This window comes from Janthinobacterium sp. PSRC1-1 (assembly GCF_049897525.1).
Taxonomy (GTDB): domain Bacteria; phylum Pseudomonadota; class Gammaproteobacteria; order Burkholderiales; family Burkholderiaceae_D; genus Janthinobacterium; species Janthinobacterium tructae.
The window spans coordinates 144,370-164,834 of the sequence record NZ_JAFCWK010000007.1; the positions used below are offsets into that span (position 1 = coordinate 144,370).

Sequence of the window (20,465 nt, forward strand, 5' to 3'; positions counted from 1 at the left end):
GCCCATACGATGCGAGTTGCCCGTTACAACTATGCACATCAGCACGTCGGAGACGTGCAGGATCTGTCAGCGACGCTGGCCACGATGATCACCACCGGCGACCATCTGCTCGGTCCGCGCGTGGAGACATTCGAACGCAATTTCGCCCGCTACCTTGGCGTCGAGCATGTGATCGGTGTCAACAGCGGCACCGATGCCATTCTACTCAGCCTGATGGCGCTGGGCATCGGCCCGGGCGACGAGGTCATTACCCAGGCGAACACCTTTCATGCGACAGTAGCGGCGATCTGCCTGGCCGGCGCGCAACCGGTGCTGGTGGACGCCGATCCGGTCTCGTTCCTGATGGACCAGTCGCAAGTGGCGCACGCCATTACCAGCTGCACCAGGGCCATCATTCCAGTGCACCTGTTTGGCAAGCCCACGCCGATGGCCGATCTGTTGCAACTGGCCCGGCGCCACGCACTGGTGCTGGTGGAGGACGCCGCGCAAGCCCATGGCGCCGGGCGCGACGGCTGCATGGCAGGAACGGCGGGCAGCGCCGGATGCTTCAGCTTTCATCCAAGCAAAAACCTGGCGGCGGCCGGTGACGCGGGCGCCATCGCCACCAACGATGCCGATCTGGCGGCATCGCTGCGGACGCGCCGTGCGCTGGGGCAGGCAACGCAAAACCATCATGTTGCAGTCGGACTGAACAGTAAACTGGACGCGATCCAGGCCCATGTTCTGGACCAGAAGCTACCCCACCTGACACACTGGAATCGGGCGCGGGCATGCATGGCGGCCGCTTACCGGGCACGACTGGCGGACACTCCGCTGGTCTTCCAGTCTGTCGACAGCGATGAATGCCACGTGTTCCACCTGATGCAGGTGCGTACGCCGCGCCGCGATGCTCTGCTGAACTGGCTAACCGAGCGCGATATCGAGGCCGCCGTGCGCTACCCGGTGCCGATACATCTGCAACCAGCCTTTGCCCACTTGGGTCTGGCGCAGGGCATGTTTCCGGTCGCTGAAGTGCTAGCCGACGAACTGCTATGCCTGCCGATCCGTCCTGATCTGTCCGAAGACGAAGTGGACTATGTCAGCGACTGCATACATGCTTTCTTCAGGGAAGAATGACATGCAGACCAAGCTTGCGATTCTGGGCGGCAGCAGCCCGTTTACAGTGGCGCTGATCGACGCACTGGCCGATGCCTCGACCCCGCCCGCGCCCGCCGTGCCGATGGCGCCGATGTGGCTGGCGTTGACGGGCCGCAATCAGGAGCATCTGGCGCTGGTGCATGCGTATGCCAGTTCCCGCCTTGCGCCGCTGGGCTGGCGGTGCCAGGCCAGCACCGATGCACCCAGGATGCTCGATGGCGCCCAGATCGTGATCCATCAGAACCGCTATGGAGGCTTGGCGTTGCGTGCGGCCGGCGAGCGCATGTGCCACAAACACGGCCTGCTGGCCGATGAAACGCTGGGTCCGGCGGCGCTGTTGACGGCCTTGCTTGGCCGCCCGGCGCTGGAGCGGACCATCGACTTGATTGTGCGGCATTGTCCGCTGGCCTTCGTGCTCAACCTGAGCAACCCTCTGTCGCTGGTAACAGCGAAGATGGCCGGTGCATTGCCCAACTGCATTGGACTGTGCGAGCTCCCGGCCTACACCGCGCGCACGGCAGCAGCCGTGCTCGACCTTGTCGATGGCGCGACCGACAGCGGCGACAGCACAATGCACTGGGATTATCATGGACTGAACCATCGCGGATTTCTACTCAATCTGTCGTGCCGGGGCGAGGATGTGCTGCCGCGCCTGATCGATGCGCTGACGGCAAACGCGGCCAGCGGCCGCGCACCCACCACGATAGGCGGCATCACTGCCGACTGCATTGCGGATCTGGGCGCGGTACCGTTGAAATACTTCAGTCAGTTCACCCACCCTGCCCACACTGCACCGGGTCGTGCACCATTGCTGGCCCGGTTGCGTGAGCAAATCTTGCAACAATTGCGTCACGACAGCAGCCTTTCACCTCCCGCAGCCCAGCAACGTTACCAGGCTTGGTACCCGCTGGCAGTGGTGCCGATGCTGCGCGCTCTGGAATGCGAGCAGGAATCGATCCAGGTGCTTAGCCTGCTGCGCGACGACTCTCTGGCGTGGGAAGTGAAGGCGCCGGTGTCGCGCGCCGGCATCGGCTTGCCGCTGATGAGCGCTCCGGCCGGTCCTGCGGTAACAAGCTGGCTACGGCGCTTTCAAGACCATGAACAAGCGGCGATGCGGGCCCTTGATGCACCCAGCCGCCACCACCTGCTGACTGCCTTGCAGACCGATCCCAGCATACCCGAAACCAGGGTCGGCGCTCTGATGGAAGCCCTGCTTCCTGAGATTGAGCGCGCTGAAAGGAGTGAACATGCCCACACTTGACATTGCCATCATCGGCTGCGGTCGCATGGGCAGCATCCGCGCCCTCGGCGCAGTGCGCCTGGGCGCGGCGGTACGCGCCGTGTTTGACAACGATGCCGCGCGCGCCCATCAACTAGCCAATGCTCTGCCAGATTGCCGGATCGGGAGCCTTTCCGACGACAGCGACTGGTCATCCTTTGACGCAGTGTTTGTCTGCACGCCTCCTGCAGAGCGGCGCAGTGCGCACCAAGCCATCTTGCAGGGTGTGCCAACATTCATGGAAAAGCCGATCGGCATTCACGCCAGCGACGCCGCCTCGCTGGTTCGCGCCGCCGAAAGATTGCATGTGCTCACTGCAGTGGGTTACATGAACCGTTACCGCGACACGATAGCGACGGCGCGCCAACAATTGCGATGCAGCACGCTACTGGGCGCCAGCGCGCACTGGGTCAATGGCACCTACGGCGTGCCGTGGTGGACCAGCAGCGGTGTCTCCGGCGGCTCGCTCAATGAGCAAGCCACCCATGTCGTCGATCTGTTTCGCTACCTGCTGGGTGAGCCGCATGCGGTGCATGCGATGGCCACGCTGCATCCACAGCATCCCGGCATCGTCGGCAACGCCGCACTGTCGCTGTCTTTTGCCGATGGCGTGCTGGCCACGCTGCTGTATAGCTGTCGCGCGCAAGCCAAGGCCATCGGCTTGCACCTGTTTACCAGCGCCGGAGAAATGGTTCTGCAAGACTGGAACTTTCACGCCGTGGGGGTGCAGCAGCCCACGCCAAACGGCATGGCGTTGGAACAGGACAAAAATCAGATCTTCGACACCGAAACTGGCGCATTCCTCAGCGCCGTCACCACGGGCAATGCAAGTTTCATCCGCTGCACGCTGGCCGACGCGCTGCAAACCCAGCGCGTGCTTGACGCGGCGGGCCAGTCATTGATGTCAGGGTGCGCATGTCCGGTGCGCATGGATGATGAACCAGGTTCGCAGGCAAATCATCCGGCGTCGCGAGTTTGATGTTTGTCAAGACAAGGAATACCGTTATGGCCCGCAAGCTGAGAATCGTATCTCTGTTGACCAATTTGTGCATCGGCGGCGATCCCAACAGGCTGCTGTCGTTTTCACGCGAACTCGATCGCAGCCGTTTCGAGCATACCGTACTGGTGATTGCCGACCCATCGGATCGCAGCCACCAGGAGCGTGGCCAGATGTTGCCGCAGTTTCTCGCCCAAGGCATCCGCGTCGAAAGCCTGTACGAGCCAGCTCGCGCAGCACAGCGGGGCGAGGGCTGGCCCGGTTTGCAGAAACTGCGGGAAATCGGCTCCTTCGCCAGAATTGTCCGGCGCCTGACGGCATATTTTGCCAGCCATGAGACCGACATCATTGACGCCCGCATGAGCTATGCCGTGTTGTTTGGTGCGCTTGCGGGCCGGTTGGCGCGGGTACCTGTGATCGTGGCAACCGAATACGGACCAGGGTTCTGGCAGGGGCCGTTCTGGCGCCCCGCAGGACAACTCGCTTACGGCCTGATCGATGCACTGATATCCGACTCCAGCGCCAAGGTGCTCGAGCATGAAGCGTGGCTGTGGCGGCGCGGCCTGACCACTGCCGTGATACCGAACGGGATCTACCAGCCTCAGGCACGGTGCACTCGCAGCGAGATGCGTGCACGTCTGGGGATGCCGCGCGATGCGAAGCTCAAGGTGATTGCCCAGGTCAGCCGTGTCGTTCCGGAAAAGGGGCATTCGGTGCTGGTTCAGGCAGTCGCGCGCGTGTTCGCGGCCGATGCCGACTGCGTCCTGCTGATCTGCGGTTATCCGCATCCGCAAAGCTACATCGATGAACTGATGGCGCAAGCTCAGGCCTTGGGCATACGCGATCGGGTCTATTTCGTGAGCTATCCCGGTCCCGTGGCCGATGTCTGGAGCGCGATTGACGTGCATGTCCATGCAAGCCTGCTCGACTCGGCGCCGATAGCGATCCATGAGAGTCTGGCCTTGGGATTGCCATCCGTGGTCACCCGAGTCGGCGGGATTCCAGACATGGTGCTGGACAAGGTCACCAGCTTGATCGTTGAGCCAGGCGACGCCGCTGCCCTGACGGCGGCGCTGCTGCGCGTGCTGCACGAGCCTGGACTGAGCGCGAGCATGGGCCAGGCGGCACGCCAGCATCACCTCGCGCACTACCAGGTACAGCGTATGACGCGCACGATCGAAGACTTGTTTGCCGAGTTGTATCATGCCTCGGCGTACCGCCATGGCAAGCATCGTGCACCATCGATTGGCCTGCCCCATGGCGATGCTCATCGATGCGACCCGATGCACCAGGCAGATGCCAGAATAAAAGAGAGTCCATTGCCATTGAATCCAACCGATTCCTTGCAAGCGGGTTGCGTGGTGTGTGGCGCCAGCAGCGGCAAGAAAATCTGCCAAAAAGGAAACTACGCACTGATGCAGTGCGGCTGCGGTGCCATCTACTTGTCGCCCCCGGCCCAGGAAGGGGCCGTCGATCATGCGGTCGACTCCCATTCTGCCAGCTTTTATGACTTGCCGACGAAGCTGAAATTGCGCTGGTTGCGGCAAAGCCATGCCAGCGGGCGCTTGCTGGAGGTGGGCTGTGGTGACGGCCACTTTCTGCGTGCAGCACGCGATGTCGGCTTTGACGTCTGTGGCATCGAGCTCGATCCTCTGCGCACCGCGCGGCTCAGGCAGGCATTGGCGGTCGAGGTCGAATGCGCGACAATCGAGCAGGCGCAATGGCCACCGGGCAGTTGCGACATTGTCTACCACTGCGACCTGCTGAGCCACTTTCCAGACCCGCTGCTGGCGTTGAAAAAGATGGTGAATCTGCTGCGCCCCGACGGCATCCTGTTTTTTGAAGTTGGCATTCTTGGCAACATCGATCAACGATGGTTTGATGCCGTGCCGGAAAGCAGCATTCCGCGCCATCGCTGGTTCTTTTCCGAACCGGCGCTGCGCGCATTGCTGGCGCAAGCGGGCATGCAAATCGTGCGCATGAAAACCTTCGGCCTCGGTCCGCAGGTCATGCTGAACAGGGGTTTGAGTACCACCTGCCGGTCAGTGCAAAGTCTGCCGTTCCTGCGGGCGGCCACCCGCGCCGATGCGGACGAGGCCGAGCCAAGGCAGCGTGTCAAGCCGGACGAAAGTGCCATGCGAGGCAGGTTCAACAATTTCATGCGGTTTTCGGTGGGAGCACAATTTCCCCTGTTCGGGCCGCTGACCGCCTTCGTCATCGCGCGCCGCGGCAACGATACCGCTGCGCCATGACAGCCGCCCCCGAGCGTGACACACTGCGCGCCACGCCACGGCGATTGGTGCATGTCGTCTTTCATCTCGACGTGGGCGGGGTCGAGGTGGGCGTACTCAACCTTGTCCAAGGCCTGGCAGAAATGGGCTATGAGCAAGCCGTGTGCTGCCTCGAGCGGCCAGGTGTCCTGAGCACGCGCATTCCTGAGACAGTCGCCCTGTGGGTGTGTGGCTCCAACCGGGCGCAGCGCTATTTGCCACTGTTGCGCGCTGCGGCCCATTTGCGCCGCTTCCAACCCGATATCGTACATGTACGCAACAGCGGAGCATGGATCAACGCTGTCGCAGCCTGGCTGCTGGCAGGCTTTCCCGGCAAACTGGTGTTCAGCATTCACGGCCTGATGCTACCCAGGCCGGTCGACTGGCGCGCCGCACTGCGCTGCCGCCTGCTGGCCCGTGTGACCAGCGGCCTGGCAGCCGTTTCCACCATCACGGCACGACACTTCGCCATCGATACCGGCATCGTGGCACGCCCGATTGTCATTTTGCAAAGCGGTGTGAGCACGCAGCGATTCCAGCCCCGCTCGACCAAAGTCACGCCGGCGTGGCCGGACGCACCCATCGTGCTGGGTTGCGTGGCGCGCCTGGATCCGTCGAAGGGCCACGACACGCTGCTGCACGCCTTTGCAGCGTGTCGCCTGCATTCTCCGCTGAAACTGGAACTGCACCTGGTGGGCGATGGTCCCTACCGGGAAAGGCTGCAGGCCCTGGCGCTCGCGCTGGGTGTGGATGCGTCAGTCAAATTCCTGGGCGAATGCGCAGATGTTGCACGGCAGCTTGAGCAGTTCGACATATTCATTCTGGCCAGCCGGAGTGAAGGCCGGCCCACCTCGATCATGGAGGCCATGTCGGCCGGATTGCCTGTGGTGGCGACCAGAGTCGGAGCGATCCCCGACATGGTCTGCCACGGGCGAAGCGGAATACTGGTTAACCCGGCTGACTCGACTGCGCTGATGGAAGCGCTGCTGAAACTGTTGCGCGACACGCCGATGAGGATGGCGATGGGTGCATGCGGTCGACAACTGGCATTGGAGCAATTCTCGATCGATGACATGTTCAAACGGTACGATGCTTTCTACACCAGTCTCTGCGACATGAAGTAGCTGTACAGGGCGTACTGGGTGACGTAGGACTTGCGCATGGTATCAGGCAAAAAATTGTTCTTCGCGTGCCACGCATACCCTGGTAGCCAGTTGACAGGGACTTGGAGTTTTTCAACACGCTATCAAGGCTGGCGTCCAGCGCGCAACCAAATGAAAAATGGCCGTGTCGCGCCTCAGTGTTGAACTGCTGCTTGCCATCCCTTCCTTCCAATGAACTAGGCATAGCGTGAACGGGACGGCGTGATGAACAAATCAGACTTCCAGGCGCCAGTGAATCAACTGCCGGCGCTGCCGGTGGAGCAGCGCGAGACGGTTCGCAACCACCTGGCCAACAAGGATCGCCTCGCCGCGATCGTCCGCATCCCGGCATACCGAACTCGATCAATTCCAGCAGCAGATGGAAGCATTGGCCTGGCCCTGCCCTGGGAAAATGATGCCAACAGAAAAGCTGAACCCATCATAAACACCGCGCTGGCGGCAGGAAAAATGCGATGTGCTCCGTCAAGCAGGACGGTGCCGGCGACGCATCGATCTCGATGCGGGCGGAAATAGACGTTGGGCCGGGCCAAAGCGGACATCGCCGACTATATCGTCGGCTGCCATAACTGCAAGCGCATCAATTCAGCATTGGGCAATCTGCCGCCCTCTGTCTACGAACAGAAAAGGGCAGAACGTGAACCTATCGTTGTGTCCGAAATTACCTGACCACCGCACGGCTTGCTTCAAACCTATTTTTCTTTTATGCTCGTGATGTCGAAAAAGGTGGACCGGCGTGGTAAGCCCCGGTCATCCAAGTAGCTCTTTAGCACTTGGCCATATTCCAGCCCACAAGGGCCGCGGACCACGACGAGGGCGGACGCATGCCGTTTCCTCGTCAAAGGCCGTTTGAAATACACCGTATCTGAACGACTCCTTCGAAAACTTCGCGTCCTTTGCCGTGCCCGCGGCGTCACAAACGCAAGAAGGTAAATCATGCAACATACCCCTGTACTTATCATTGGCGGTAGCCTCGTCGGCTTGTCGGCATCCCTGTTTCTCGCTTGGCGAGGCGTTCCGCACATTCTTGTTGAAAAACACTTAGGTAGTTCACCACATCCTCGAGCGATGGGCTTCACAGAGACGACCATCGAACATTACCGTACGGTCGGTATTGCTGACCGTATTCCTCAGTCACCGCCTGGAAAACGCTTGCGTCGAGTTAAAGTTGCAAGTCTCTCTTCCGACTGGATTTCGGAAACGGACTGGACGCCAGGACAGGCTGCTGACCGGTCGCATGACTTGTCGCCTTGTACTGGTGCTGCCATCGCACAGGATAAACTCGAGCCAATCTTGCGTAACGCGGCACAGGAGTTGGGTGCGGAACTGAGATATGGCGTGGAACTGATAAATTTCGATCAAAGTGCGGAAAAAATCTGGGCGCAATTGCGCGACCGGGAAAGCGGCATCGAATATAAAATTACTGCCGATCACCTTATTGCTGCTGATGGTGCAACAAGTAGTATCCGAGAAATACTTGGTATCGCGCGCAGTGGCGTCGGACATCTTAGAACTCTTCGCAGTGTGCTGTTTCGTTGCCCTGAGGCAGATCGATACTTGGAACGCGGCGCACAACAATTCGAGATAGAACAGGAAGGCTTTCGCGGTTTTCTGACAACGTATGGAGATAGCCGCTGGGTATTGATGTTTGATGATGACAAGAACCGCTCACACGAGGAGTTGTCTGAGGCTGTGAGGCGCGCTCTAGGTTCGGACATGCCTTTCGATATCATCACCACAGGACAATGGGAGATGGCTGGGCGTATAGCCAATTGTTACAGGCAAGGGCAAGTGTTCCTTGCTGGTGATGCTGCCCACCAGTTGCCGCCGACGCGCGGCGGGTTCGGTGCCAATACCGGTATTGACGATGTCTGGAACCTTGCATGGAAACTGGAGCGTGTCGTATCCGGCAAAGCTTCTTCGGGCCTACTCGACACTTATTCCGCAGAACGTCAACCCATCGGGGTTTTACGCCATCAACAAACCTTCTCGCGGCCGGATTACGCGCAGTGGGTTGGCAATTCCTTTAAGCAGGATGATTTGTTCAGCAACGATGCTATGGAATTTGGCCAACTCATCCGGTCGACCGGAGTAATCGGGACGCCGCCCGAACTGCCTGCGGCGGCCTCTCCGGGCGAATGGAGAGGGCAACCTGGGACCCGCGCACCACATGTGTGGATCATGAAAGGTAATGCACGGATATCCACACTTGACCTGTTCGGGCGCGATTTTGTTCTCTTGACACAGGACGATGCTTGGAGCGACGCTGTGAATGCATTAGATATGACGATGATAAAGGCCGGCGTAGACATTGTTTTTCCACCTGAGATTTCTTTAGGCGAAGTGTTCGGTGTCGGGGTCGCAGGTGCGACATTGGTGCGGCCCGATGGAATCGTAGCTTGGCGGACAGACTCAGCATTCAATGAAGATGATTTCAATAAGATTCGCAGACTCGTTGACGGGAAAACTTAAATTATCTTTCGTCTGATCAGGGGGCGCACTTAAGTGCGGTAATCCCCCCAGGTCATTCGCTGCGATAACGGCCCCGAGTACATCAGCGCCGTGACGCTGGCCTGGGCCGCCAAACGCGGCATTCGCATCGCCTTCATCCAGCCTGGCCAGCCGCAGCAGAACGCTTATGTCGAGCGCTAAAACCGCACGGTGCGCTACTGGGCTCCTCCCATTCATACAAAGTCTGTATCGGCACGGGATGCATTTCAAACAATCAATCACTTAGCACGAAAAAAAAATGACATCTGCTGCTACTCACGAGGCCCAGATACCCTCGCCGCGACAAGCCCCCCAGGGATCAATAAATATTTTTAAAATCAGATACTTAACCCAATAAATACCCTCAAATATACCCTCGCGTGACAAAAAAGCAAGAAGAACCAAATGTTAAATTCACATTTCGGCATATTTGATACCCGCAAAAATACCCACAAAAAAACGTGCTTGGCTCTGCCGACGGTTGCCTGCGTTTGCCAGACAAAATAAAAAAGCCCCTGAAAAATCAGGGGCTTGGCTGTTTCATTGACCCGGCGTTACCTTACGGTGCCGGACGGGAGATTATTCCCATTCGATGGTCGCTGGCGGCTTGCCCGAGATATCGTAGACGACGCGGTTGATGCCGCGCACTTCATTGATGATGCGGTTCGATACCTTGCCCAGCAGGCTGTGCGGCAGGTGCGCCCAGTGCGCCGTCATGAAGTCCTGCGTCTGCACGGCGCGCAGGGCCACCACGTATTCGTAGGTGCGGCCATCGCCCATCACGCCCACCGATTTGACGGGCAGGAAGACGGCAAAGGCCTGGCTGGTTGCTTCGTACCAGTTGGTCGGCACGCTGTCCTGATCGAAGCCAGGAACCACTACCGGCTCGTACGGCGTGTTGCGCAATTCTTCGATGAAGATGGCGTCGGCGCGGCGCAGCAGGTCGGCGTAGTCTTTCTTGACTTCGCCGAGGATGCGCACGCCCAGGCCCGGGCCCGGGAACGGGTGGCGGTAGACCATGTCATGCGGCAAGCCCAGGGCCACGCCCAGTTTGCGCACTTCGTCCTTGAACAGTTCGCGCAAGGGTTCCAGCAACTTGAGCTTCATGGTGTCCGGCAAGCCGCCCACGTTGTGGTGGCTCTTGATGGTCTGGCCTTTCTTGCCTTTGCCCGCCGATTCGATCACGTCCGGGTAAATCGTGCCTTGCGCCAGCCATTTTGCGTTGACCAGCTTGCCCGATTCGACCTGGAACACTTCGACGAATTCGCGGCCGATGATCTTGCGCTTCTGCTCGGGGTCGGTGACGCCGGCCAGGTGGCCCATGAACTGCTCTTCCGCATCGACGCGGATGACTTTCACGCCCAGGTTCTTGGCGAACATGTCCATCACCATCTTGCCTTCGTCCAGGCGCAGCAGGCCGTGGTCGACGAAGACGCAGGTCAGCTGGTCGCCGATGGCGCGGTGGATCAGGGCCGCGGCCACGGACGAATCGACGCCGCCGGACAGGCCCAGGATGACGTCGTCGGCGCCCACTTGCGCGCGGATTTTTTCCACCGCTTCGCTGATGTAGTCGGGCATGTTCCAGTCCGACTTGCAGCCGCAGATTTCATGCACGAAACGGCCGATCATGGCCTTGCCCTGCACCGTGTGCGTCACTTCCGGGTGGAATTGCACGCCGTAGAACTGGCGCTCTTCGTCGGCCATGGCGGCGATCGGGCAGCTTGGGGTGTTGCCCATCAGCTTGAAGCCTGGCGGCATTTCCAGCACTTTGTCACCGTGGCTCATCCACACTTTCAGCATGCCGTGGCCTTCGTCGGTGACGAAGTCGGCAATACCGTTGAGCAACTTGGTATGGCTGCGGGCGCGCACTTCGGCGTAGCCGAATTCGCGTACCAGGCCGTTTTCCACCTTGCCGCCCAGCTGGGCCGCCATGGTTTGCATGCCGTAGCAGATGCCCAGCACAGGCACGCCCAGCTCGAACACGGCTTGCGGCGCGCGCGGCGAGTCGCCGTCCAGCGTGGAATTGTGGCTGCCCGACAGGATCACGCCAGCGGCGCCATAGTTGCGCACGAATTCATCGCTGACGTCATATGGGAAGACTTCGGAAAACACGCCGGAATCGCGCACGCGGCGGGCGATCAACTGGGTGACTTGGGAACCGAAATCGAGAATGAGGATTTTAGAATGCATGATGGGGACTTTATCTGAGGTCATTACAAAACCGGCGCACTAGGCGCCGGTCTGGTCTGTCGCTAATTACTCTGAACGGTAGTTAGGTGCTTCTTTCGTGATCTGCACATCATGGACATGCGACTCGCGCATGCCGGCCGAGGTGATTTCCACGAATTCCGCTTTCTCGCGCAGTTCGTCGATGGTGGCGCAACCGCAGTAACCCATCGATTGACGCACGCCGCCCACCAGCTGGAAGATGATCGCCAGCACGCTGCCTTTGTAGGCCACGCGGCCTTCGATACCTTCCGGCACGAACTTGTCGGCCTTCATGGTGGCGTCCTGGAAATAACGGTCAGCCGAACCATCGGACATCGCGCCCAGCGAGCCCATGCCGCGGTACGACTTGTAGCTGCGGCCCTGGTACAGGATCACTTCGCCTGGCGCTTCTTCCGTACCGGCAAACATGGAACCCATCATGACGGTCGAGGCGCCAGCGGCCAGCGCTTTCGAAATATCGCCCGAGAAGCGGATACCGCCGTCGGCGATACATGGCACGCCCGTGCCTTCGAGTGCTTCGGCGACGTTCGAGATGGCCGTGATTTGCGGCACGCCCACACCGGCGACGATACGCGTGGTGCAGATCGAGCCAGGACCGATGCCGACCTTGACCGCATCGGCGCCGTATTCCACCAGCGCCTTGGCGGCGGCGGCGGTAGCGATGTTGCCGCCAATCACTTCCACTTGCGGGTACTTGGTCTTGATCCAGCGTACGCGGTCCAGGATGCCTTGCGAGTGGCCGTGGGCCGTGTCGACCACCAGCACGTCGACGCCAGCGGCGACCAGCAGGTCGATGCGTTCTTCATCCTTGGCACCGACGCCGACGGCAGCGCCGACCAGCAACTTGCCCTGGCTGTCTTTCGACGCGAACGGGTGGGAAGTCGACTTCTGGATATCCTTGACGGTGATCAGGCCACGCAGCTCAAACGCGTCGTTGACGACCAGCACGCGCTCGAGGCGGTGCTTGTTCATCAGGCGCTTGGCTTCGGCCGTATCGGCATCCTCATTGACGACGACGAGTTTTTCGCGCGGGGTCATCTTGGCGGAGGCTTCCGCGTCGAGTTCCTTTTCAAAGCGCAAATCGCGGTTGGTAATGATACCGACCACTTCCTTGCCCTTGACGACAGGGAAACCGCTGATGCCGTATTGTTCCGTCAGCGCGATCACGTCGCGGATTTTCATGTCCGGCGGAATCGTGATCGGATCGCGCAGCACGCCAGCTTCGAAACGTTTTACACGGGCCACTTCACGTGCCTGGTCCTTCGGATTCAAATTCTTGTGGATGATACCGATGCCGCCTTCCTGGGCCATCGCGATCGCCAGACGGGCTTCCGTCACCGTATCCATGGCTGCGGACAGCAAGGGAATATTCAGGGTGATATTGCGGGTCAGGCGAGTTTTGAGGGACGTATCGGCGGGCAGAACGTTGGAGTAGGCTGGGACGAGCAGCACGTCATCGAATGTGAGTGCTTTTTGAAGTAGACGCATAGCATTTCCTATTGGCGCAAAAGCAGATTATACAGAAAAAAGCGCCCTCCGTCCTTGCAGCATAGAAAAGATATTTGAAATTAGCAAAAAATCGCGCTCGCCGGACGGCGGCCACGCCGCCGCCCTGCCCGCTCAGCCCTTCGCTGACTTGCCGCCGGCACGGCGTCGGCGCGCCTCTTTCGGGTCCGCCTGCAAGGGGCGGTACACTTCCACCCGGTCATGCTCGCGCAAGACCGTTTCGAGCGGCTTGCGCTTGCCATGGATACCCACCATGTTCACGGCCAGGTCGATGCCGGGGATAGCCTGGAGCAAGCCGCTCCGCGCCACCGCCTGCGCGATGGTGGTGCCGGCAGGCACGCGCAGGGAGCGCAGGAACGCGCTGTCCGGCAAGGCGTAGCAAACCTGCACCGCGATGTCCGCTTCAGCCATATACGGTCTCCGCGCGCTTGCAGAAGGAGTCGACCATGCTGTTGGCGATCATGCCGAAAACGGGGCCGATGATCTGTTCGAGCACGCGACTGGAAAACTCGTAGTGCAGGTCCAGTTCGATTTTGCAGGCGTCTTCACGCAGGGCCTTGAAGGTCCACACGCCATCGAGGGTCTTGAAAGGACCGTCCACGAGCTTCATCTTGATGGAGGTCGGCGGCACGTTCTCGTTGGACGTGGTGAAGCTTTGGCGCACGCCGTGGTAATGTATGCCCACGCTGGCGACAACCGTGTTCTCGCCCCGCTCGCGAACCTCGACCGCACCGCACCAGGGCAGGAATTTGGGATAATCCTCCACCGCCGCCACCAGCGCGAACATTTGTTCGGCGCTATAACCGAGAAAAACTGATTTATGTACTACTGCCATTGAAGAACCATTTGCTATGATGTTGGATACATTTGATTTGATCGCGCTTGCGCGAGACAGTAGTTTAACCGACCCGCGCACATTTACCATCTCATGACCATAGCAGACAACAGAAAAGCCTTCCACGACTACTTTATCGAGGATCGCTACGAAGCGGGCATCGTGCTGGAAGGCTGGGAAGTCAAAGCCATCCGCGACGCCCGCGTACAAATCAAGGAAGCCTACGTCGTCGTCCGCGGCGATGAGCTCTTCCTGTTCGGCGCGCATATCAGCGCCCTGCCGACCGCCTCCACCCATATCCACCCGGAAGCCGTACGCACGCGCAAGCTGCTGCTGCACCGCACGGAAATGGATAAACTGATCGGCAAGGTGGAGCGCTCAGGCTACACGCTGGTACCGCTCAACCTGCACTACAAGGGCGGCCGCGTGAAATGCGAAATCGGCCTGGCCAAAGGCAAGAAGCAGCACGACAAGCGGGCAGCGGAACGCGACCGCGATGGCGCGCGCGAAGTGCAGGCGGCCATGAAGTCGCACCGCCGCTGATCCGGCACCACGCGCAGCACGCAGCGCCGATACCCTCAAGCCCGGCTATATGCCGGGTTTTATTTTGCCGGTGCCTGCGGCAAGCGGAAAAGCACAGCGCAACGGGATAAAAACAGGAAAAGGAAGAGATACGGCGGGAATAAGACGGGTATTGGTGAAAATACCGTGGAGATAAGCGAATGAATCAGCTTTGCCTGTCTGGCCAAAGACGATAATGCAGGAAAGTTCCGGATGCTTGCATGCTGCCTTGTACTACACCTGTACCACTTCACAGGACAAGCATCCGAATGAACGGTTTTTTAAACCTTCAGGATTACACCTTCAGCAGATCGCGCGACTTGCCCGAATCGGTCCACTCTTTGACCCATTTCGGTTGACGGCCACGGCCGGTCCATTGCTGCGTCGCATCATCCGGATTGCGATAGCGCACAGCGACCGTACCCGTTTTAGCGCGAATCCCTGTACCAACCAGATCTTTTACGGAAACGCCGACGCTCTGGGCAATCGCCAGGATTTGCTCGCGTGCTTTGGACAGATCATCCTGTTCGCGTTTCTTCATTTGCTTCTTGATGTCGTCCTGCAAGGTGCGCAGTTCGGACAGGGATAAGTTCGACAGATCCATGATATTTCCTTGTGTGAGTTGAAAAATATAACTGAACAGTTAAATTCTATCCAATTGTAACGCGACTGAGGTGATTTTTCTGAAGATTTGATTGTTTTTTACAATTCTTTTACCAAAACCCTACTTTTCCGGCGTTCCAACGATGCAAGCCTTCAATCATGGGAGCGCACATCGGCCATGGACCGCCTGTGCGATACCCCCGCTTTGTGCGACTGCGATTCAATCCAGCGCCATCGGCTGTATTTATTTTGCAGTACTTTCTGTTTCATTGCAATTTATAGCAACTATAAATGGCAATTCAAAATATACATGGGTTCGATACTATCGCCAATCGCACATCGCACATCGCCTGCAAACGCTATCCGGAATCCTGCACGGCAGATGTTACGTCAATCAAAGAAATAAGCGCCGCATGACAGCACATAATCCTCAAAGTGCGCATAGCATAGCATGAAGAAAATATGTTCAACGCCATTCATTCAGCCGCCGATACTCCAACCCTGCCGCCGCCATATATTCCAGGCCCGCAAATGCAAACTGCCCGCTATACAGCGGGCAGTATTGACGAAACCTTGCTACACACTTGCTATTCACCCAGCCAGCGAGGTAATCAAGTAATCAGGGTATAGTCACGCTGCCTTTTGGCTTCTGTGTTTTCACCACCTGCATCGCCGTGGCGATCAAACCGCTCATATCGCCCAGATTGGCCGGCACGATAATCGAATTATTCGTTTTTGCCAATTGCGCGAACGCGCCCACATACTGTTCGGCCACTTTCAGATTGACGGCATCTTCACCGCCCGGCTCGCGGATGGCGGCGCCCACCTGGCGCAGCGCCTCGGCACTGGCTTGCGCCAGCGCGACGATGGCCGTAGCCTGGCCTTCGGCGCGGTTGATCGATGCCTGCTTTTCGCCTTCCGAGCGGGCAATGTTCGCTTCGCGCTCACCGCTGGCAATATTGATCTGTTCCTGCTTGCGTCCTTCCGAGGCAGCAATCAGTGCGCGCTTTTCGCGCTCGGCCGTAATCTGCGCCTGCATCGCATGCAGAATCTCCTTCGGCGGCGTCAAATCCTTGATTTCATAACGCAATACCTTGACGCCCCAATTCGCCGCCGATTCATCGATGGCATTCACGATGGCCGTATTAATATGGTCGCGCTCTTCAAATGTCTTGTCGAGTTCCATTTTACCGATCACCGAACGCAAGGTCGTTTGCGCCAGCTGCGTAATGGCGGCGATATAATTCGACGAGCCATACGAAGCACGCATGGCATCGGTAATCTGAAAATACAGAATGCCATCGACCTGTAATTGCGTATTGTCACGCGTAATGCATACCTGCGGCGGCACGTCGAGTGGAATTTCCTTGAGCACGTGCTTGTAAGCGATGCGGTCGACGAAAGGCACAACGATATTCAGGCCAGGGCCCAATACCGCGTGGAACTTGCCCAGGCGCTCCACCACCCAGGCATGCTGCTGCGGCACCACATTGACCGTCTTGAAGACAAATACCAATGCCAGCAATAACAAGATCAGCGACATGCTTCCGATGCTTACTTCCATAATCTACTCTCCAGGTTATCCAACAATCAAACGGCTGCCACGCACGGCACGTATGGTGTAATGACCGGCCTGCGTATCGCTGCCGGCAATCAGTTCCACATCCCACAAGGCGCCGCGATACATGACGCGCGCCGCGCCATCAACCCAATGCGCGACCGCCACGCTTTGGCCGATATCGAGGTTCACATTCGGATCCTGTGCCGCATCGCGCCGCGCCGCCCTGCCAAAACGGCTGCGCCGCAATAACAGCGTCGCCGCCACGCCGACCATGGCGGCTGTCGCAGCCTGCCAGCTGCCATTGCCGCCCGCCAGCGCCACCAGTCCTCCGGCACCGATACCGATGGCGATCATCAGCAAATAAAACGTGCCCGTAAACAGTTCCAGGATCAATACCGCGCCAGCCGCCACAAACCAGCCTACCCATTCAGCCATGATGCCTCCACCCTTGCGATTCCAAAAATAAAAAACCCCGCGGCCTATATAAGCGACGGGGTTTAATGCGCAGTACTGCCTGATATTCTTCTTGCCACACACCTATATACAAACAGTCTAACGCAATTCCTGATGGCGTCAATAGCCGGGGGCGAATTAGCGCCGCCGGCCCGGCCTTTATTCCTCGAGCAGGCTGCGCAGCATCCACGCCGTCTTTTCATGTACATCGAGGCGCTGCGTGATCAGGTCGGCCGTCGGCTGGTCATTGGCTTTTTCCAGCAGCGGGAACAAGCGGCGCGCCGTGCGCGCGGTCGCTTCCTGTGCCGCCACCAGGTGGCTGACCATGTCCAGCGCCGGCGGCACGCCGTCGATTTCCTTGATCGAGGCCAGCTTGACGAATTCCTTGTAGGTGCCCGGCGCCGGATAGCCGAGGGCACGGATGCGCTCGGCGATCAGGTCCAGCGCGCCCCACTGCTCCGTGTATTGCGTCATGAACATCTGGTGCAGCGTATTGAACATCGGCCCTTTGACGTTCCAGTGGAAATTGTGCGTCATCAGGTACAGGGTATAGCTGTCGGCCAGCAGGCCGGACAGGCCTTCCGCGATCTTCGCGCGGTCTGCCTCGGAAATACCGATGTCGATCTTTGATGCTTTGCTCGGTTTCTTGCTTGCCATATGAACTCCCGTCAATGTGTTGGTGGAATCATTTTAGCTGATCTTGCGCCACCTCATCATTCAGGCGCGTGCGCCGGCCGCCATGGGCTTGATGTGAATGAGCAAGGCGTAAAAAAACCCGCTGCCGGGTGAGGCAGCGGGTTTTCAGAGGGCGGGAAAGACGCTTACGCTTTCAGCGCAGCGAGCTTTTGCCAGGTGTCGATCACCGAGTCCGGATTCAGCGACATCGATTCGATGCCCTGCTCCATCAGCCAGACGGCGAAGTCGGGGTGATCCGAAGGACCCTGGCCGCAGATGCCGATGTACTTGCCGCGCGCCAGGCAAGCCTTGATGGCCAGCGACAGCAGGGCTTTGACGGCGGGATCGCGTTCGTCGAAGTCGGCGGCCAGCAATTCCATGCCGGAATCGCGGTCCAGGCCCAGGGTCAGCTGGGTCAGGTCGTTCGAACCGATCGAGAAGCCGTCGAAATGGTCGAGGAACTGGTCGGCCAGGATGGCGTTCGATGGCACTTCGCACATCATGATGACGCGCAAGTCGTTCTCGCCGCGCTTCAAGCCATTTTTCGCCAGCAGGTCGATGACTTTCTCGGCCTGGCCCAGGGTGCGCACGAATGGCACCATGATTTCCACGTTCGTCAGGCCCATGTCATTGCGCACGCGCTTCATCGCTTCGCATTCCATGTTGAACGCTTCGGAGAAGTCGGCCGACAGGTAGCGCGCCGCGCCGCGGAAGCCCAGCATCGGGTTTTCCTCGTCCGGCTCGTAGCGCGAACCGCCGATCAGCTTCTTGTACTCGTTCGACTTGAAGTCGGACAGGCGCACGATGACTTTTTTCGGCCAGAACGCGGCGGCGATGGTGGCGATGCCTTCGGCCAGCTTGTCGATATAGAACGCTTTTGGCGAAGCGTGGCCACGCGCCACCGATTCCACGGCCTTTTTCAGGTCGGCGTCGATGTTCGGGTATTCCAGGATCGCGCGCGGGTGCACACCAATATTGTTATTGATGATGAATTCCAGGCGCGCCAGGCCCACGCCGGCATTCGGCACGGACTGGAAGTCGAACGCCAGTTGCGGGTTGCCCACGTTGAGCATGATCTTGGTGTCGAGCTTCGGCAATTCGCCACGCGACACTTCCGACACTTCCGTTTCCAGCAAGCCATCGTAGATCTTGCCCTCGTCGCCTTCGGAGCACACCACGGTGACGAAGGTGCCGTCTTTCAGCACATCGGTGGCGTTGCCGCAGCCGACGACGGCAGGCACGCCGAGTTCACGCGCGATAATTGCCGCGTGGCAAGTACGACCGCCACGGTTGGTGACGATGGCCGAGGCACGCTTCATGACCGGTTCCCAGTTCGGGTCCGTCATGTCGGCAACGAGCACGTCGCCTGGCTGCACGCGCTCCATGTCGGCCGGGTCGTGAATCACGCGCACAGGGCCGGCGCCGATCTTCTGGCCGATGGCGCGGCCCGAGGTCAGCACGGTGCCGGTGCTTTTCAGCTTGAAGCGTTCCTGCACGTCGGTCGCCTTTTGCTGCGACTTGACGGTTTCAGGACGCGCTTGCAGGATGTACAGCTTGCCGTCGCGGCCATCCTTGCCCCACTCGATGTCCATCGGACGGCCATAGTGGTTCTCGATGATGACGGCGTACTTTGCCAACTCCACCACTTCGCTGTCGTTCAGCGAGTAGCGGTTGCGCATTTCGACAGGCACGTCGACGGTTTTCACGGAACGGCCAGCTTTCGCTTCGTTCGTAAATTCCATTTTCAGCAGTTTCGAGCCGATATTGCGGCGGATGACAGGCGACTTGCCTTTTTCCAGCATCGGCTTGTGCACATAGAATTCATCGGGATTGACGGCGCCCTGCACCACGGTCTCGCCCAGGCCATAGCTGGAGGTGACGAAGACCACGTCCTTGAAGCCCGATTCCGTGTCGATGGTGAACATCACGCCAGCCGCGCCCAGGTCGGAACGCACCATGCGCTGCACGCCGGCCGACAAGGCCACTTCCGCGTGCGTAAAGCCCTTGTGCACGCGGTACGAGATGGCACGGTCGTTGTACAGCGACGCGAACACCTGTTTCATCGCGTCGAGCACGTTGTCGATGCCGACCACGTTCAGGAAGGTTTCTTGTTGACCGGCAAACGACGCATCCGGCAAATCTTCCGCCGTGGCCGAGGAACGCACGGCAAACGACATTTCCGTGTCGGAATCGGCCACCAGCTTGGCGTAGAACTGGTCGATTTCGGCAGCCAAGCGTGGCTGGAATGGCGTTTCCACGATCCATTGGCGGATCTCGGCGCCGGCTTGCGCCAGCGAGCGCACGTCATCGATGTTCAGCCCGACGAGGCGCTGGGCGATGCGTTCGGCCAGCGGCAAGCCGCCGTTGGCGCTATACGACAGGAAATCGCGGAATGCCTGCGCCGTGGTGGCAAAGCCACCGGGCACGCGCACGCCGGCTTCCGCCAGTTGGCTGATCATTTCGCCCAGGGAGGCGTTCTTGCCGCCGACGGATTCGACATCCGTCATGCGCAAATGCTCGAACGAGGCAACATACACCGCGTCCTTGTCTTCCTGCTGTTGCGATACTGCGTTGGTCATAATGACACCCTTACTGATGATAGAAATCTTTACGCGCGGTGCACGGACAGTCTTCTTGTTATTCTTGGCGTCGTGCAGCACAATCATACCGTTGCAGCCATTTTACCTTGTGCGGCGCAAATTGACGACG

At 59.2% G+C, this 20,465-nt stretch carries 17 protein-coding genes and 1 pseudogene; 9 read left to right on the top strand and 9 right to left on the bottom strand.

Going from position 1 to position 20,465, the window contains the following annotated elements:
- Nucleotides 1–9: 9 nt before the first annotated feature.
- From ACP7DW_RS17030 to ACP7DW_RS17065, 8 genes and pseudogenes are all read left to right on the top strand, one after another.
- Complete coding sequence (locus tag ACP7DW_RS17030) at nt 10–1,116, top strand: DegT/DnrJ/EryC1/StrS family aminotransferase (RefSeq protein ID WP_426055879.1); 1,107 nt, start codon at nt 10–12, stop codon at nt 1,114–1,116.
- A gap of 1 nt (nt 1,117) precedes the next feature.
- Nucleotides 1,118–2,398, top strand: a complete 1,281-nt coding sequence (locus ACP7DW_RS17035; RefSeq protein WP_426055880.1) for a hypothetical protein — start codon at nt 1,118–1,120, stop codon at nt 2,396–2,398.
- On the top strand, nt 2,385–3,395 hold the full coding sequence (locus ACP7DW_RS17040; RefSeq protein WP_426055881.1) for a Gfo/Idh/MocA family protein: 1,011 nt from the start codon (nt 2,385–2,387) through the stop codon (nt 3,393–3,395). The genes ACP7DW_RS17035 and ACP7DW_RS17040 overlap by 14 nt, the downstream gene beginning before the upstream one ends.
- A gap of 26 nt (nt 3,396–3,421) precedes the next feature.
- Nucleotides 3,422–5,665, top strand: coding sequence for a glycosyltransferase (locus tag ACP7DW_RS17045; RefSeq protein ID WP_426055882.1), 2,244 nt, complete (start codon nt 3,422–3,424; stop codon nt 5,663–5,665).
- Nucleotides 5,662–6,807: a glycosyltransferase gene (locus ACP7DW_RS17050; RefSeq protein ID WP_426055883.1), complete on the top strand. Its 1,146-nt coding sequence runs from the start codon at nt 5,662–5,664 to the stop codon at nt 6,805–6,807. Before ACP7DW_RS17045 ends, ACP7DW_RS17050 begins: the two co-directional genes overlap by 4 nt.
- Nucleotides 6,808–7,050: 243 nt before the next feature.
- Nucleotides 7,051–7,359, top strand: a complete 309-nt coding sequence (locus ACP7DW_RS17055) for a hypothetical protein (protein ID WP_426055884.1) — start codon at nt 7,051–7,053, stop codon at nt 7,357–7,359.
- A 420-nt stretch (nt 7,360–7,779) separates the two neighbouring features.
- A complete protein-coding gene (locus ACP7DW_RS17060) occupies nt 7,780–9,315 on the top strand; it encodes an FAD-dependent monooxygenase (RefSeq protein ID WP_426055885.1) in 1,536 nt (511 codons plus the stop codon).
- Between the two features lie 45 nt (nt 9,316–9,360).
- Nucleotides 9,361–9,669: pseudogene (locus ACP7DW_RS17065) on the top strand (integrase core domain-containing protein); the annotation flags it as partial.
- Between the two features lie 243 nt (nt 9,670–9,912).
- On the opposite strand, the gene guaA reads toward ACP7DW_RS17065, so the two are convergent.
- The 4 genes from guaA to ACP7DW_RS17085 all read right to left on the bottom strand — a co-directional run bounded on the left by guaA (nt 9,913) and on the right by ACP7DW_RS17085 (nt 13,903).
- Nucleotides 9,913–11,523: a glutamine-hydrolyzing GMP synthase gene (gene guaA / locus ACP7DW_RS17070; protein WP_426055886.1), complete on the bottom strand. Its 1,611-nt coding sequence runs from the start codon at nt 11,521–11,523 to the stop codon at nt 9,913–9,915.
- Nucleotides 11,524–11,589: 66 nt separating this feature from the next.
- Nucleotides 11,590–13,050, bottom strand: coding sequence for an IMP dehydrogenase (gene guaB, locus ACP7DW_RS17075; protein ID WP_071077665.1), 1,461 nt, complete (start codon nt 13,048–13,050; stop codon nt 11,590–11,592).
- A gap of 132 nt (nt 13,051–13,182) precedes the next feature.
- A complete protein-coding gene (locus tag ACP7DW_RS17080; RefSeq protein WP_426055887.1) occupies nt 13,183–13,479 on the bottom strand; it encodes an RnfH family protein in 297 nt (98 codons plus the stop codon).
- On the bottom strand, nt 13,472–13,903 hold the full coding sequence (locus tag ACP7DW_RS17085) for a type II toxin-antitoxin system RatA family toxin (RefSeq protein WP_071077738.1): 432 nt from the start codon (nt 13,901–13,903) through the stop codon (nt 13,472–13,474). Before ACP7DW_RS17085 ends, ACP7DW_RS17080 begins: the two co-directional genes overlap by 8 nt.
- A gap of 93 nt (nt 13,904–13,996) precedes the next feature.
- Between ACP7DW_RS17085 and smpB the strand changes: the two genes are divergently transcribed.
- Nucleotides 13,997–14,446, top strand: a complete 450-nt coding sequence (smpB, locus tag ACP7DW_RS17090) for an SsrA-binding protein SmpB (protein ID WP_034752217.1) — start codon at nt 13,997–13,999, stop codon at nt 14,444–14,446.
- Between the two features lie 313 nt (nt 14,447–14,759).
- Here smpB and ACP7DW_RS17095 read toward each other — a convergent pair whose 3' ends face one another.
- The 5 genes from ACP7DW_RS17095 to ppsA all read right to left on the bottom strand — a co-directional run bounded on the left by ACP7DW_RS17095 (nt 14,760) and on the right by ppsA (nt 20,335).
- Nucleotides 14,760–15,068 (bottom strand): H-NS family nucleoid-associated regulatory protein, encoded by a 309-nt coding sequence (locus ACP7DW_RS17095; RefSeq protein WP_071077739.1) that lies wholly within the window; start codon nt 15,066–15,068, stop codon nt 14,760–14,762.
- 618 nt (nt 15,069–15,686) lie between these two features.
- Nucleotides 15,687–16,631, bottom strand: a complete 945-nt coding sequence (locus ACP7DW_RS17100; protein WP_298407601.1) for an SPFH domain-containing protein — start codon at nt 16,629–16,631, stop codon at nt 15,687–15,689.
- 15 nt (nt 16,632–16,646) lie between these two features.
- Nucleotides 16,647–17,063, bottom strand: a complete 417-nt coding sequence (locus ACP7DW_RS17105; protein WP_426055888.1) for an NfeD family protein — start codon at nt 17,061–17,063, stop codon at nt 16,647–16,649.
- 177 nt (nt 17,064–17,240) lie between these two features.
- Nucleotides 17,241–17,738 carry a Dps family protein gene (locus ACP7DW_RS17110; protein ID WP_298407597.1) on the bottom strand — a complete coding sequence of 166 codons (498 nt, stop codon included), beginning with the start codon at nt 17,736–17,738 and terminating at the stop codon, nt 17,241–17,243.
- 164 nt (nt 17,739–17,902) lie between these two features.
- Complete coding sequence (gene ppsA, locus ACP7DW_RS17115) at nt 17,903–20,335, bottom strand: phosphoenolpyruvate synthase (RefSeq protein ID WP_289948504.1); 2,433 nt, start codon at nt 20,333–20,335, stop codon at nt 17,903–17,905.
- Between the last annotated feature and the right edge of the window lie 130 nt (nt 20,336–20,465).